The following is a 14452-nucleotide window of genomic DNA, read 5'->3' on the forward strand; positions in this document are numbered from 1 at the left end:
ACGAGACGGTGCATGTGAAGCACGATCGCACCGAGACCGTGGACAACAACGAGACCATCACCGTGCATGCCAACCGCAGCAAGACGGTCGACCGCAACGAGACGGTCAGGATCGGCATGAACAAGACGGAAACCATCCTCATGGCCTCGTTGCAGAACGTCGGCATGGGGCGCATGGAAAACGTCGGGCTCGGCTACAGCCTGAACGTCGGCATGATGATGAACACCGTGGTCGGGCTGAACCAGAGCACCCAGGTGATGAAGAAGAAGACCTTGTCGGTGGGCGATAGCTACGAAGTGAGCGTGGGCGGCAGCGACGATGGCTCTAAGATCACCCTGGACGGTCAGAGCATCACCCTCGGCAGCCAGCGCATCGAGCTGACCGCCGACCGCGAGATCCTCTTGCGCTGCGGCCAGAGCACGATCCGCCTGACGCCGGGGGAGATCGAGATCCTCTCGCCCAATGTCGATATCAACTGTTGAGCGGCGGGCGGATGTCCTGTCGCGGCTTTTCCCAAGGAAGGATGGATAGATGAGCGGCCTACCGGTTTCCCATGTCGGCGAGAAAGTCTCGGGAGGGGTTATCTCCACCGGCTCGCCCACCGTGCACGTCGGCAGCAGCGCGGTCGGCCTGGCCGACCGGGTGTCCGCCTGCGTGCCGTTGGTGGGCAAGCCGGTCAACCCGATGCTCGGCAGCAAGCTGCTGCCGGAAGAGGTCGATTTCGCCCTGGCGGCGCCGGACACCTTCACCTTCGCCCGTGGCTACCTGTCGAGCAACCCCCGTATCGGCCGGCTCGGCCGGGGCTGGTGGCTGCCGGGCGAGAGCATGCACCTGGAACTGAGCGAAGACGCCTGCGTGCTGGTCGACGCCCAGGGCCGCCGGATCGGCTTTCCTGCGCTGGCTCCCGGCGCCCAGCATTATTCCGGCAGCGAGGAGCTGTGGCTGCGCCGCGGCGGTTCGAGCGGCGGCGAAGCGCAGGCCTGGCGCGGGCGCTGGGCGGCGGTGCCGGCCGAACTGCAGACGCAGGAGGGCTCCGTGCTGGTGCTGTCCGGCCACAGCTACCTGCATTTCCAGCGTTGCCCCGACGGTATCTGGCGCCTGCAGGCCAGCTTCGGCCGCGCCGGCTACCGCACCGAGTTCCGCTGGAGCGGACGTGGCCTGCTCACCGGCGTGCGCGACAGCGCCGGGCGCAGCTATGCGCTGGTCTACCAGCAAGCCTGCGAGCCGAGCGAGGGCGACGACGGCCTGCGTCTGTTCGGCGTGATCCTGGCCAGCCACGACGGACCGCCTCCGGACTACATCGATCCGCAGAGCCCGGGGCTCGACTGGCTGGTGCGCTACCAGTTCAGCGACAGCGGCGATCTGATCGCCGTGCGCGACCGTCTTGGCCAGGTGGTCCGGGTATTCGCCTGGCGCGAGCACATGCTGGTCGCCCACGGCGAACCGGGCGGGCTGGAGGTTCGCTACGAGTGGGATGTCCATGCTCCGCACGGGCGGGTCGTGAAGCAGATCGAGGCGGGCGGCCTGACCCGTACCTTCCGCTACCTACGCGATGCCACCGAGGTCAGCGACAGCCTCGGCCGCGTCGAACGCTACGAGTTCGCCGGCGAGGGCGGGCAGCGGCGCTGGACCGCGCTGGTCAGGGCCGACGGCAGCCGTAGCGAGTTCGACTACGACCTGTTCGGCCGCCTGGTCGCCATGCGCGATCCGCTGGGACGGGAGACGCGGCGCCGGCGCGATGGCCAGGGGCGGATGCTCGAGGAGGAGTCGCCGGGCAAGGCGCGCTATCGCAAGCGCGTCGACGAAGAGACCGGGCTGCTGGTCGAGCTGGAGGACGCGATGCAGCGCCGCTGGACCTTCGAGCGCGACGAACGGGGCAATGCGACGACGGTGCGTGGCCCGGCCGGCAGCACCCGCTACGCCTACGAAGACCCGCGCCTGCCCGACCGGCCGACGCGAATCGTCGACCCGCGCGGCGGCGAGCGGCGCCTGGAGTGGAACCGCTTCGGCCTGTTGGCCGCGTTGACCGATTGTTCCGGCCAGGTCTGGCGTTACGACTACGACAACGAAGGACGTTTGGTCGCCAGCAGCGACCCGCTGGGACAACTGACCCGGCGCCGCTACGACCCGCTGGGGCAACTGATCGGCCTGGAATTGGCCGACGGCAGCGCCCTGAGCTATGAATACGACGCCCTTGGGCGGCAGACCCGTATCGCCGATGCCGAGGGGCACGCCACGCTGTTTTCCTGGGGGCACGGCGATCTGCTGGCGCGGGTTTCCGACGCCGGCGGCGGCGAATTGTCCTACCTGCACGACGAAGCCGGCAGGCTGGTTGCCCTGACCAACGAGAACGGCGTCCAGGCGCAGTTCCGCTACGACCTGCTGGACCGTCTGGTGGAAGAGACCGGCTTCGACGGTCGTCGCCAACGCTATCGCTACAACGCCGCTGACGAACTGATCGCCCGCGAGGATGCCGACGGTCGCGAGACCACCTATGCCTACGACCGCGACGGCCGCCTGGCGAGCATCCGGGTTCCCGCCACCGAGCACGCACCGGCCCTGGTCGAGCGTTACCGCTGGTTGGCCGACGGCCGCCTGGCCAGCGCCGGCGGGGCGGATTGCGAGGTGCGCTACACGTACGACGAGGTCGGTAACCTGCGCCTGGAAAGCCAGGTACATGCCGACGGTTGGGTCTACAGCGTCGAGCACAGCCACGACGCGCTAGGCGTGCGCCAGACCAGCCGCTACGGCGACGCGCCGCCGGTCGCCTGGCTGACCTATGGCCCGGGTCATCTGCACGGCGCGCTGGTCGGTGCGGTCGAGCTGGCCTTCGAGCGCGATGCCCTGCACCGCGAGGTGCGTCGCGACGCCCGCCGCGACGGGCAGGATGACGCGTTGTTCACCCAGGAGCGCCAGCACGCGCCGCTGGGACGCCTGCAGCGCAGCCGCCTGCGTCTGGCCGGCGGTTTCGACTGGCAGCGCGGCTATCGCTACGACGGACTTGGACAACTGGTCGGCATCGACGACAACCAGTATCCGTCGGTGCGCTACGAATACGACCTCGGCGGTCGCCTGCTGGCCAGCCGGCGCGCTGGCGCGGCGGCCAGCACCTACCGCTACGACGCCGCCGGCAACCGCCTGGAGGGCGTCGGCGAGTACGCGCGCGAGGACGCTCGCCAGGCATTCGCCGAGAACGAACTGTACCGCTCCGGTTTCAGTCGCTCCGAGACGCGCGCGAGCCAGGCCGGCGAAGGCCCGGCGCGCTGGGCCGGCAACCGCGTGGAGAGGATCGCCGGCAACCGCTATCGCTTCGATGCGCTGGGCAACCTGGTCGAGCGTATCGGCGCCGACGGCGAGCGCCTGCGCCTGGCCTACGACGGCGCGCAGCGCCTGGTCCATCTGACGCGCGATTACGCCGACGGCACGCGGCTGGAGGCGCGCTACCGCTACGACGCGCTGTCGCGACGGATCGCCAAGGTGGTGCTGCGCGACGGTGTCGAGCAGCAGGTGCGCTTCGGCTGGGACGGCGATCGCCAATGCGCCGAAGCCTTTGCGCGGGAACTGCGCACCACCGTTCACGAACCGGGCGGTTTCGTCCCGTTGCTGCGCCTGGAGCAGGCCTGCGAGCCCGATCCCCCGGAGCTGCTGCAACTGCGCCAGGCGTTCGCCGCCGAAGGCCAGCCGCTGCCGGCGCAATGCGTGCCGGCGCTGGGCGAGGCGCGGATCGCTTTCTTCCACACCGATCACCTCGGTACCCCCCTGCAGCTGAGCGACGAACGTGGCCAACTGCGTTGGCAGGGCGTTCCGGACGACTGGCGGGCGGTAGCGCCGGAACGACAGCCGGGTGCGCAGCCGATCCGCTTCCAGGGGCAGTACCACGATGAGGAAAGCGGCCTCTACTACAACCGCTACCGTTACTACCTGCCGGAAGCCGGGCGCTATGCCAGCCAGGACCCGCTCGGCCTAGGCGGTGGCCCCAACCCCTATGCCTACGCGCTGAACGCGCCCACGCTGGCCTACGATCCCACCGGCCTGATCATCCCGCTGGTGGTGATCGGCGCCTTCGCCGCCCGCGCCGCGATCGGAGCGGCGCTGGGCGCCGGCATCGAGCTGGGGATGCAGACCGGCAAGCAGGTGCTGGGGCAGATGAAGGACAACTGGGACAGCGATCGCGACCTCACCGATATCAAGTGGAAGTGCATCGACATCAACTGGAAACACGTCGGCGCCTCGGCGGCCATCGGCACCGTGGCGCCGGGCATGCTCAGCACCGGCAAGACCGTGGTGCAGTCCGCCAAGGCGATCAGGACCCTTTCCGGACAGGCGGCCAACACCGCCAACCGCGCGGCCAAGCTGGCCGCGCGCAAGGCCGCCCATGCCGATACCATCAAGAAGGCCGTGGCCACCCAGGCCGCCTGGCAGACGGGCAAGCAGATCGTCAAATGCCCGCTGAAGGACGAAGAAGAGGAGTGCCCGCCGCAATGATCAAGCATTACCTGCTGATGACCCTCGTCTGCATACCGCTGGCGTTGCTCTATGTCTGCCTGGAATGGTTCTTCGGCAACACCTGGGTGACCGTCGGGGTGTTCTTCGGCGTGCTCGTCGTGCTGCGCCTCGGGCTCTACCTCTACCGCCGCTCGAAGGGCATCAGGGACGGCTACCTGGACGAGTGAGGCCGACCCGGCATCGCGGAGCATCGACCCATGCAGGGCCTCTTCGTCAATGGCTCCGCCAGTCTTCCGCCGCCGATGCTGTCGCGCAGGCGCTGCTGGCGGCGTTCGCCTGGTAACCTGGCGACCTGCCTGTCTTCTTTGCCAAGGTCCGAGGAGCCGACCATGCACGACCTGCCTACCTACGACGATGTGATCGCCGCCGCCGCGCGGATCGCCGGGCATGCCAACCGCACGCCGGTGATGTCCTCGCGTACCCTCGACGAAGAACTCGGCGCGGAAGTCTTCTTCAAATGCGAAAACCTGCAGCGCATGGGAGCGTTCAAGTTCCGCGGCGCCTTCAACGCGCTGTCGCGGTTTTCCGCCGAGCAGCGTGCCGCCGGGGTGGTGGCGTTCTCCTCCGGCAACCACGCCCAGGCCATCGCCCTCTCGGCGCGCTTGCTGGGGATCCCGGCGACCATCGTGATGCCGGCCGACGCGCCGGCGGTGAAGATCGAGGCGACCCGTGGCTACGGCGGGCAGGTAGTGCTCTATGACCGCTATACGGAAGATCGCGAGCAGATCGGCCGCGACCTGGCGCAGCGCCATGGCCTGACCCTGATCCCGCCCTACGATCACCCCGACGTGCTGGCCGGGCAGGGCACCGCGGCCAAGGAACTGTTCGAAGAAGTCGGTCCGCTGGACGCCTTCTTCGCGCCCCTCGGCGGCGGCGGCTTGCTCTCCGGCTGCGCCCTGGCGATCCGCGCGCTGGCGCCGGCCTGCCGGATCTACGGGGTGGAGCCGGAGGCCGGCAACGATGGCCAGCGTTCGCTGCGCAGCGGCGCCATCGTGCATATCGATACGCCGCAGACCCTCGCCGATGGCGCCCAGACCCAGCATTTGGGCAATCTCACCTTCCCGCTGATCCAGCGCAACGTCGATGACATCCTCACCGCCAGCGACGCCGAACTGGTGGATGGCATGCGCTTCCTCGCCGCGCGGATGAAGCTGCTGGTCGAGCCCACCGGTTGCCTCGGCCTGGCCGCCGCCCGCCAGCGCAAGGACGAATTGCGCGGCAAGCGGGTCGGGATCCTGCTCAGCGGCGGTAACGTCGACCTGGCGCGTTTCTGCGCCTTGCTCGGCGGCTAGCCGGCCGCTAGAGGCCGAGTCCTTCGCTGGCTGCCCAGCGCGCCATCAGGCGGTTCGACGGCAGGCTTTCGTCGAGCAGCTTGCGCGCGCTTTCCACCCCCGCGACCGGCAGGCCCTGCGGGTCGAGCAGGCCGATCTGCACCAGCACGCCGGCCTGGTCCCAATAGATGTGCTCGTGGTAAAGGCGGTCGCCGCGAAAGCGCACCACGCCGAGCATGGGGATTTCCACGAAGCGCCCGGTGGGTGGGACGCCGGGCAGCAGCCAGTCGATCTCGCAGCTGTGGGTGAAGCGCATGACGAACTCGTCGACCACCTGCAGCGCCCCCACCGTCCGCGAAATCGGCGTGAGGGTCATGTCCGGCGGGTTGCCGTGGATGAAGTGATGGCGGTAGAAGCGGCTCAGTTCGCGCTGGCCGACGCCGCCGGTGAGGGTCGGGACATGGTTGACGTAGGGCTCGGCGACCATGGTCGCCATGGTCGCGGCGACGTCGCGGGTATCGAACTCGTGGCGCACATGCTCGTCCCACAGCGCGGAGAGGTCGAAGTTCGGCCCGATCTCCCGCTTCAGGGCGGCGATGCTGCGTTCGTGAGCCATCAGGTAGGCCGGTTTGTCGAAGTGCATGCCGCCGACGCGGGCGAAGGCGTGATCGACGCCGGGGTAGAGGTACAACTCGGTCTTGGGCAGGTTGCGCAGGCAGGGCAGGATCGCGTCGCGGGCCTGCTGCGGGCAGTAGGCGTCCTGTTCGGCGAAATGCAGCACCAGCCGGCCCTTGATCTGTTTCGCCTCGTCGAGCAGCGCCTCGATGCCTATGCCGTAGTAGCCCACCGAGCAGGAGACGTCGGTGCGCGTCGCGGCGAGGTAGGCCAGCTTGCCGCCCATGCAGAAGCCGACGAAGCCGATCCCGGCGTGGACCACCTCCTCGCGTTGGCGCAGGTGCTCGATACAGGCGGCGATGTCGTCCACCGCGGCGTCCAGGTCGATGCGCTGGAACAGCTCGATGGCCTTGGCGAAGGCCGCTTCGTCGTAGCCCAGGTCGACCCCCGGCTGCAGCCGCCAGAACAGGTCGGGGACCAGGGCCACGTAGCCCTCTTCGGCGTACAGGTCGGCCACCGCGCGCATGTTCGCGTTGACGCCGAAGATTTCCTGACCGATCACCACGCCCGGCCCCTTGCCGCTGGCGGGGAGCGCGAGATACGCGTCGAACCGGCCGCTGCCGTCGGACGCGGCGATGCTGACGTACTGTCCCATGCCTGGATTCCTCATCGGGTTGTTGTTGGAGTGGGAAAACGGGAAAGCGAAGCGAACCAGCCTAGTAGGAACCGGTCGGCGGGTCATTGGCTATCCGCATGCTGGCGGGAGGGTATCCGGATTGTCCGGGAGCGAGGGGCGGGAGGCGGCGCGCTCCTCGGCGAGCCGCTCGCGGATACCGCTCAGGCCCGCTGGCGCTGCCAGGGCGGGCCAGCGGCGAACCGCGCTTCCACCCATTGGCGGAACGCGCTGGCCGCCGCCGTGGCGTAGCGCGCCGAGGGGCGCACCAGGTAGACGCCGGCGTCGGCGTCCAGTTTCCACTCCGGCAGCACCCGTACCAGCCTGCCGGCTTCGAGGTCGCGGCTCATCAGCCACTCGCCGGCGGCGAAGATACCCAGGCCCTGGCGTGCGGCGCAGAGCAGGGCCTCGTTGTCGTTGCTGACCATCGAGCCGCGTACCCGCACGGGCTGCTGTTCGTCCTGGCGGGTCAGCTTCCATTCCGGGTACGAGTGCAGTCCGCTGAAGCCGAGGCAGTTGTGTGCCGCCAGGTCGGCCGGGATACGCGGTACCCCATGCCGCTCCAGGTAGTCGGGAGCGGCACCGAGGATGCGCCGATGGGCGCACAGCCGCCTGGCCACCAGGCGGCTGTCGGCCAGTTCGCCGACCCGGATCGCGAGGTCGAAGCCTTCCGCGATGATGTCGACGAAGCGCTCCGAATAGTCGGTTTCCAGCACCACCTGCGGATGCGCCAGGGCGAACTCCGCCAGCAGCGGACCGAGCCAGAGCCGGCCCATCGCCGACGGCAGGGCGATGCGCAGGCGTCCGCGCAGTTGCGCGGCGCCCAGGCTGGCTTCGTGCTCGGCCTCGTCGAGCAGGTCGACGGCCTGGCGGAAGCGGCTCGCCAGGCGCTCGCCTTCATCGGTGAAGCGCAGTTGCCGGGTGGTGCGTTCGACCAGGCGGATGCCGAGGCGACGCTCCAGTGCGCCGAGCCGCTTCGAGAGCACCGAGGGATGGCGTTGCAGGGCGCGGCCGGCGGCGGCGAACGAACCGTGCTCGGCCAGGGCCAGGAGCGTGGCGACTTCATCGGCCTGCCGGCTGTCGAACGGTTGCATGCATGCGCCTCTTGCGGGTGGGTCAGGGCAAGAGTACCAGCGCGCCTTGCGAGCGTCCCTCCAGCAGATCGGTATGCGCCACGGCCGCCTCGGCCAGCGGGTAGCGCCGCCAGACCCGGGGCTGGATGACACCGTCTGCATGGGCGCGCAGCACAGCCTGCGCGCGTAGCCGGTATTCCTCCGGGTTGGCGGTGTGGGCGGCGAGCGAGGGACGGGTGAGGAACAGCGAACCCTTGGCGTTGAGGGTGGCGACTTCGACGGCTGGCGGCACGCCGGAGGTAGCGCCGAAGGACACCAGCAGGCCGCGCGGACGCAAGCTGTTCAGGGATGCCTCGAAGGTAGCGCGACCGATGGGGTCGTAGACCACATCGACCTTGCGCCCGGCGGTCAGCTCGGCGACCTGGGCGGCGAGACTGGCCGCGTCGAACACCAGCACCTCGTCGCAGCCGGCAGCCCTGGCCCGCTCGACGCTTTCCGCCTTCGACACCACGCCGATCACCCAGGCGCCCAGGTGCCGGGCCCAGGCCGCCATCAACTGGCCGACGGCGCCCGCCGCGCCGTACAGCAGGATGCGTGTGCCGGGCCCGACGGGGTAGGTGGCGTGCAGCAGGTAGTGCGCGGTGATGCCCTTGAACAGCAGCGCCGCCGTGTCCTCGAAAGCGAGTGTGTCGGGCAGCTTCAGCAAGCGCTCGGCGGGGTAGAGCCGGGCGCTGGCATAGGCGCCCAGCGGGCCGGTGGCATAGGCGACGCGGTCGCCCGGCGCCAGTCCGGAGACTCCCGGACCCAGCGCGGCGACCACTCCGGCGCCTTCCAGGCCGAGGCCGGACGGCAGCGGAATCGGTACCGCTCCCGAGCGCTGGCCGAGGTCCAGCGGATTGACGCCGATGGCGGCCTGCTCCAGCCAGACCTCGCCGGGGCCCGGTTGCTGCGCCTGGACTTTCTCCAGGCGCAGGACCTCGGGGCCTCCGTTTGCGTTGAGGGTGATGCGACTGGGCATGGCGGTCTCCTTGGCTGCGTTCGTCGTTCCGGCAGTCTAATGAAGCATCCGGGGATGACCAGGTAGGTTCTTTGCAGTTGATTGCTGCACCGCATGCAGTAGTGAGACGGTGCTCCAAGGTGACCGAAAGTCGTGTTTCCGTATCGACAGGATTCGCCTAGTGTAAGGCGGCAGCCTGGACGGCCATGGTCCCTGTGGTCGCCGGGATCATTTCGGGAGAGTCCCATGACGGCACCTTTCAAGGATCATTTCTCCACGGGTTCGGCGAACTACGCCGCACATCGTCCGACCTACCCGGCGCAGTTGGTCGACGAGCTGGCCGCGCTCTGCCCCGGCACCCGCCTGGCCCTGGACTGCGGCTGCGGCACCGGACAGCTCACGGTGCTGTTGGCCGAGCGTTTCGAACGGGTGGTCGGTACCGACGCCAGCGCCGCGCAGATCGACAAGGCGCAGGCTCGCGAGCGGGTCGAGTATCGCGTGGCCCTGGCCGAGGACAGCGGACTGGCGGCGGCCAGCGCCGACCTGGTGACGGTCGCCCAGGCCGCCCACTGGCTGGACCTGCCGCGCTTCTACGAGGAAGTCCGGCGTGTGGCCCGCGCGGATGCCATCCTGGCCCTGGTTACCTATGGCGTATTGCATGTCGACGGACCCATGGAACCGCTGGTCCAGCACTTCTACCACCAGGTCGTCGGCCCCTACTGGCCTGCCGAGCGGCGCCACGTGGAGGAGGGCTACCGCAGTCTGCCGTTCCCCTTCGAGGAGCGTCGCCTGCCGGACCTGGCCATCGAGGTGGCCTGGACCCTGGACGAACTGCTGGGCTATGTCGGTACCTGGTCGGCGGTGAAGGAGGCCGGCAAGGCCCTTGGCCAGGATCCGGGCGCCGCGTTCGTCGATGAGCTGCGCGAAGCCTGGGGCGACCCGCAGACGCGCTATGGGGTCAGTTGGCCGCTGACGGTGCGCGCCGGGGTGATCCGCTGAGCCATCGGACGCAATCCGAAACTCAACCATGACGGCGGGGAGAGCGCCGATCGCGTCCGCCTGCCGTCTACGCAGGTCGCTGCAACCCCCTGGCAGCCGCGGCGTCGCTTGAGCGCGGGCAGGGGGCAGGTGGTGCGCCGAGTCGTATTCGTCGAACTCGCCATGCCGCCCCAGGCCGGGTCGGCGTGCAGGTTGCCAGTCCCTGGCGTACGGGGCGCTCAGTGCGTGCTTTCGTTTCACTGAGCCAGGTTTTCCAGCGCTATGAAGAAATCGCCCCGATTGCAGGATGAGTCTTGCTTTCGTCCCGGTTTCCCTGCCGCTGGCTGCTGAATCGAGGGTGCACTCCGCGCAGTCCGGCCCCTCACCTTGAGAGCCGTTGCCATTGTCGGGGTTACCCACGTGCTTTCCAGCAGGTACGGAGCCGATGGGAGATCGAGTTGGCGAGAGTGCCGGCTTGCTCCGGCCTTCTGAAGGCTCTTCTTGAATCAGAAAAACCTTACGCCAGAAGTAGTGGGGGCTGATGGCCCCGCTCGCTTCGATCCTTCATGGTTAGCGGGTTCTGTTCTTCTTCGCCGTGGAGAGTTTTTCTGTGAGTGGTTCCCTCTTGGTACCGGCCAGTCTCGCCAGTCGCATCAGGCTCCTGCTGGTCATGACCCGGCGCGAGGTCGAACTGCGTTATCGCGACGCCATGTTGGGCCGCATCTGGATCATCGTCTCGCCGTTCCTGCTCTTGCTGATCTATACGTTTGTCTTCGGCTTCGTGCTGAAGTCGCGCTGGGGCGGAAGCCAGAGCACGCTTTCCTTCGCCTTGACCCTGTTTTCCGGACTCCTGCTGAACGGGATCCTCGCTGAAAGCCTGTCCAGGGCCCCGACTATCATCCAGGCCAACGCCAACTACGTGAAGAAGCTGGTTTTTCCCCTGGAGATACTCCCCCTCACACCGCTGCTGGCCGCTTTCTTCAACGCCATGCTCGGCTACCTGGTGCTCTGTATCTTTCTTCTCTTCAGCGGCGTCGAGCCAGGCTGGCAACTGGTTCTGCTACCGCTTGCCCTGCTCCCCTTCCTGCTCTGCGTGACGGGGCTGGCGTGGTTCCTCGCGGGGCTCGGGGTCTATGTTCGCGACATAGGGCAGTTCGTCCAGTTTCTCCTGGTGCTTCTGCTATTCATCAGCCCGGTGTTCTATCCGCTGTCATCCTTGCCACCGGTAATGCAGCCCTACCTGTACCTCAATCCGCTGACGATCCCGGTGGAAATGGTCAGGGCGATCCTTTTCGATGCTCCCTATCCGACCCTTGAGGTCTTCAGCGTTTATTGCGTTGCGTCGCTGCTGGTCTGTTCATCGGGCTTCCTCTGGTTCCGTCGGGTACAGGAAGGTTTTGCAGATGTCCTCTGAGGCCGTTTCCCCGGGCCCGCAGGTGACGGCCGAGTGGATACCGCTGGGGCAGCGTTTGCTCGAACGCGGGTTGGTGAGCGGCCAGGAACTCGAGCGGGCGCTCGACCTGCAACGCCGGCTTGGCGGCCGCCTGGGAGGCATTCTCGTGCGTTCCGGAGCCATCTCGGAAAATACCCTCATGCAGGTGCTGGCGGAGCAACTGCGGTTGCCGCTGGTGGGGGACGACCTGCGGAAGCCGAGCGAAGAGTCCATCGCCGCATTCCTGCTCAGCACCCCGATCAATACCGATTGGTTCGTCGAAGAACAGCTGGTGGTCTGGGAGGAGGGCGAGCAACTGCTGTTCGCGGCGCGTGATCCGTTATCTCCTTCGATACGCGAAACCCTGGGCTATTTCTATCCGGAGCGCTCGATTCAAGCAGTGCTGTGCCGCTCCCAGGATCTGGACGGCTGGTTGGAGCACTCCCTGGACCTGACCCGGCAAGGTGCGGATCGGCACGCCTACGGCAGCGAAGACATCCGCTACCTGCGGGAGTTGGCGGAGGAGGCGCCGGTAGTCGAACTCGTCAACAACGTGATGAGCCAGGCCATGGAAAAGCGTTCTTCGGATATTCACATCGAACCCCGGGAGTTCGACTTCCGTATCCGCTTCCGCGTCGACGGCGTCCTGCACGACCAACTGAGCCTTCCCCGCGAGCGATTCGCGGCGGTCGTCTCGCGGATCAAGCTGATCTCCGCCATCGACATCGCGGAGCGACGGTTGCCGCAGGATGGACGCATGAGCATCCGGGTCAGCGGTACGGAGCTCGACGTGCGGGTCTCCACCTTGCCAGGGGTGCATGGCGAATCGGTGGTCATGCGCCTGTTGCCGAAGGAGCGCGAGGGGTTGCGCCTGGACCGGCTCGGGATGCTCCCGGACCACTTGCGGAGGATGCGTGCATGGGTAGCGGAACCCCACGGCATCATCCTGGTGACCGGCCCCACCGGATCGGGCAAGTCCACCACGCTCTATGGCGCGCTGGAGGAAATCAATGATGGCGTGCGCAAGCTCATCAGCGTGGAAGATCCCGTGGAATACCAGGTGCCCAATATCACCCAGGTCCAGGTCCATGCCGACATCGGCCTGACCTTCGCTGCCGCCTTGCGCTCGATCCTGCGGCAGGATCCCGATGTGATCATGATCGGGGAGATACGCGACCTGGAGACGGCGGAGATCGCCGTACAGTCCTCGCTCACCGGTCACCTGGTGCTTTCGACCCTGCATACCAACGATGCGGTGAGCGCCTTCACGCGTTTGATCGACATGGGCGTGGAACCCTTCCTGGTGGCTTCGCCGGTGCGCGGTGTCCAGGCCCAGCGACTGGTGCGCAGGTTGTGCGCCCACTGCGCGGAACCTTGCGAGCCAACCCTTGCTGCGGCCGATCTGGCAGCGACCCAGGCGGCCACCGCGCGGCTGTTCCCGGGGCAGGCAGCGCAATGGCGCGTGGCGCGAGGCTGCGGCCGCTGCGAAGGTACCGGCTACAGCGGCCGTGTGGGCATCTACGAACTCGTCGATCTGTCTTCCGAGATGCGCGACCTGATCGTGCAGAGAGCTTCCCTCGAACAGATGCATCGGCTTGCCGCCAGCCAGGGACAGCGCAATCTGCGTGAAGATGGCTTGATCAAGGCCTGGTTGGGTATGACCAGTCTTGACGAGGTGCATCGCGTGACCAGCGGCTAAGCCCATGAATTTCATCTACCAGGCCGTCGATCGCAAGGGCAGGCGCGTTCGTGGCGAACTCTGCCTCCCAACGCGCCAGGATGCGCTGCGGCAGTTGCAGCGCCAGGGGCTCACCCCGCTCAGCCTGGAGGTGAAACGCCGCAACCTGGGCTCGCGACGTCGGCTCAAGGCCGAGGAATTGAACATGGCCATCCACGAGCTGGCCACCATGCTCGCGGCGGGAGTGAGCATGGCCGACGCGGTGGAGGCTCAGGAGCGAGGCGCGCGCCACCCGAAGTTGATTACCGCCCTGCAGGCGATGGCCAATGGCCTGCGCCAGGGGCAATCCTTTCCCGTGGTGCTGGAGAGCGCCGGCCTCGACTTGCCGCGCTATGTATATCAACTGGTGGCGGCCGGCGAGATGACCGGAAACCTCGCAGGAGCCTTGAGGGACTGTGCCACGCAGATGGAATACGAACGGCGAACCCGCGCCGAGTTGCAAGGGGCGCTGATCTACCCTGCGATTCTGGTGCTCAGCGGGGTGCTCGCCGTGGCGACCCTGTTCGTCTTCGTCGTTCCGAAATTCGCCAATCTCCTGAACGAGACTGCCCAGCTCCCGTGGCTTGCCTGGGCAGTGCTGAGCATCGGGGTATGGAGCAACGAGAGTTCCGGCTTGCTGGCGTTCGCCGTCCTGCTGCTTGCTGGCGGCATCGCCGTGGCGCTGCGCAATCCGGCGCTCCGCGCCCATGCGCTCGACCAGTTGGTGCGCCTGCCCGTAGTCGGGGAATGGTTGATGCAGGCGGAAATAGCGCAATGGTCGAAGGTGCTTGGAACCCTGCTGGGAAATCGTGTGCCGCTGGTGGAGGCCCTGCTGCTTTCCGCCGCTGGCGTCCGCATTGCCCGGCAGCGCCGGACCCTGGAGCGAGTCACCCAGGATGTGCGGGCCGGCATCGCCTTGTCGGCAGCGTTGGAGGAGCGCCAGGCGGTCACGTCCATCGGTTCGAGCCTGGTGCGGGTTGGAGAGGCCTCCGGGCAGCTCGCGGAGATGCTGCAGAGCCTGGCGACGCTCTATGGAGAGGCCGGGCAGGCGCGAATGAAAAAGGCCCTGGTACTGATCGAGCCTTTGGCGATCCTGCTGATCGGCTCTGTGTTCGGCCTGATCATTACCGGCGTGGTACTGGCGATTACCAGCGCCAACGACATGGTGCTTTGAATGCCGGGTATCGATG

At 67.4% G+C, this 14452-nt stretch carries 11 protein-coding genes; 8 read left to right on the forward strand and 3 right to left on the reverse strand.

From position 1 onward, the window contains the following. The 4 genes from ACTJJX_RS17665 to ACTJJX_RS17680 form a co-directional block, all read left to right on the forward strand. Positions 1–482, forward strand: a 482-nt coding sequence (locus ACTJJX_RS17665; RefSeq protein WP_440782013.1) for a bacteriophage T4 gp5 trimerisation domain-containing protein, incomplete at its 5' end; no start/stop codon positions are given. A gap of 49 nt (positions 483–531) precedes the next feature. Continuing rightward, on the forward strand, positions 532–4485 hold the full coding sequence (gene tse5 / locus ACTJJX_RS17670; protein ID WP_016852727.1) for a type VI secretion system effector Tse5: 3954 nt from the start codon (positions 532–534) through the stop codon (positions 4483–4485). Next, positions 4482–4673, forward strand: a complete 192-nt coding sequence (locus tag ACTJJX_RS17675) for a hypothetical protein (protein ID WP_003090543.1) — start codon at positions 4482–4484, stop codon at positions 4671–4673. Before tse5 ends, ACTJJX_RS17675 begins: the two co-directional genes overlap by 4 nt. A 162-nt stretch (positions 4674–4835) precedes the next feature. Beyond that, positions 4836–5798 (forward strand): threo-3-hydroxy-L-aspartate ammonia-lyase, encoded by a 963-nt coding sequence (locus ACTJJX_RS17680; RefSeq protein WP_003090528.1) that lies wholly within the window; start codon positions 4836–4838, stop codon positions 5796–5798. A 7-nt stretch (positions 5799–5805) separates the two neighbouring features. Here ACTJJX_RS17680 and ACTJJX_RS17685 read toward each other — a convergent pair whose 3' ends face one another. The 3 genes from ACTJJX_RS17685 to ACTJJX_RS17695 all read right to left on the reverse strand — a co-directional run bounded on the left by ACTJJX_RS17685 (position 5806) and on the right by ACTJJX_RS17695 (position 9156). Further along, positions 5806–7047 (reverse strand): dienelactone hydrolase family protein, encoded by a 1242-nt coding sequence (locus tag ACTJJX_RS17685; protein WP_016852728.1) that lies wholly within the window; start codon positions 7045–7047, stop codon positions 5806–5808. 182 nt (positions 7048–7229) lie between these two features. Next, positions 7230–8159 (reverse strand): LysR family transcriptional regulator, encoded by a 930-nt coding sequence (locus tag ACTJJX_RS17690; protein WP_003162124.1) that lies wholly within the window; start codon positions 8157–8159, stop codon positions 7230–7232. Positions 8160–8181: 22 nt separating this feature from the next. Continuing rightward, positions 8182–9156 (reverse strand): quinone oxidoreductase family protein, encoded by a 975-nt coding sequence (locus ACTJJX_RS17695; RefSeq protein WP_440782014.1) that lies wholly within the window; start codon positions 9154–9156, stop codon positions 8182–8184. A 225-nt stretch (positions 9157–9381) separates the two neighbouring features. On the opposite strand from ACTJJX_RS17695, the gene ACTJJX_RS17700 reads away from it, so the two are divergent. The 4 genes from ACTJJX_RS17700 to ACTJJX_RS17715 all read left to right on the forward strand — a co-directional run bounded on the left by ACTJJX_RS17700 (position 9382) and on the right by ACTJJX_RS17715 (position 14436). Then, positions 9382–10134 (forward strand): class I SAM-dependent methyltransferase, encoded by a 753-nt coding sequence (locus tag ACTJJX_RS17700; protein ID WP_016852730.1) that lies wholly within the window; start codon positions 9382–9384, stop codon positions 10132–10134. A 589-nt stretch (positions 10135–10723) separates the two neighbouring features. Further along, complete coding sequence (locus ACTJJX_RS17705; protein WP_003131067.1) at positions 10724–11527, forward strand: ABC transporter permease; 804 nt, start codon at positions 10724–10726, stop codon at positions 11525–11527. Then, complete coding sequence (locus ACTJJX_RS17710) at positions 11517–13244, forward strand: GspE/PulE family protein (RefSeq protein ID WP_016852731.1); 1728 nt, start codon at positions 11517–11519, stop codon at positions 13242–13244. Before ACTJJX_RS17705 ends, ACTJJX_RS17710 begins: the two co-directional genes overlap by 11 nt. Before the next feature lie 4 nt (positions 13245–13248). Continuing rightward, positions 13249–14436: a type II secretion system F family protein gene (locus ACTJJX_RS17715; protein ID WP_003097729.1), complete on the forward strand. Its 1188-nt coding sequence runs from the start codon at positions 13249–13251 to the stop codon at positions 14434–14436. Positions 14437–14452 lie beyond the last annotated feature (16 nt).

The organism is Pseudomonas sp. 22490, from assembly GCF_052044465.1.
GTDB classification, from domain to species: Bacteria; Pseudomonadota; Gammaproteobacteria; order Pseudomonadales; family Pseudomonadaceae; genus Pseudomonas; species Pseudomonas aeruginosa.

What these genes read in the sequence shown, in the direction of transcription:
- tse5 (WP_016852727.1), top strand. Translation starts at nt 532, where the DNA reads ATGAGCGGCCTACCGGTTTCCCATGTCGGCGAGAAAGTCTCGGGAGGG.
- ACTJJX_RS17675 (WP_003090543.1), top strand. Translation starts at nt 4,482, where the DNA reads ATGATCAAGCATTACCTGCTGATGACCCTCGTCTGCATACCGCTGGCG.
- ACTJJX_RS17680 (WP_003090528.1), top strand. Translation starts at nt 4,836, where the DNA reads ATGCACGACCTGCCTACCTACGACGATGTGATCGCCGCCGCCGCGCGG.
- ACTJJX_RS17685 (WP_016852728.1), bottom strand. Translation starts at nt 7,047, where the DNA reads ATGGGACAGTACGTCAGCATCGCCGCGTCCGACGGCAGCGGCCGGTTC.
- ACTJJX_RS17690 (WP_003162124.1), bottom strand. Translation starts at nt 8,159, where the DNA reads ATGCAACCGTTCGACAGCCGGCAGGCCGATGAAGTCGCCACGCTCCTG.
- ACTJJX_RS17695 (WP_440782014.1), bottom strand. Translation starts at nt 9,156, where the DNA reads ATGCCCAGTCGCATCACCCTCAACGCAAACGGAGGCCCCGAGGTCCTG.
- ACTJJX_RS17700 (WP_016852730.1), top strand. Translation starts at nt 9,382, where the DNA reads ATGACGGCACCTTTCAAGGATCATTTCTCCACGGGTTCGGCGAACTAC.
- ACTJJX_RS17710 (WP_016852731.1), top strand. Translation starts at nt 11,517, where the DNA reads ATGTCCTCTGAGGCCGTTTCCCCGGGCCCGCAGGTGACGGCCGAGTGG.
- ACTJJX_RS17715 (WP_003097729.1), top strand. Translation starts at nt 13,249, where the DNA reads ATGAATTTCATCTACCAGGCCGTCGATCGCAAGGGCAGGCGCGTTCGT.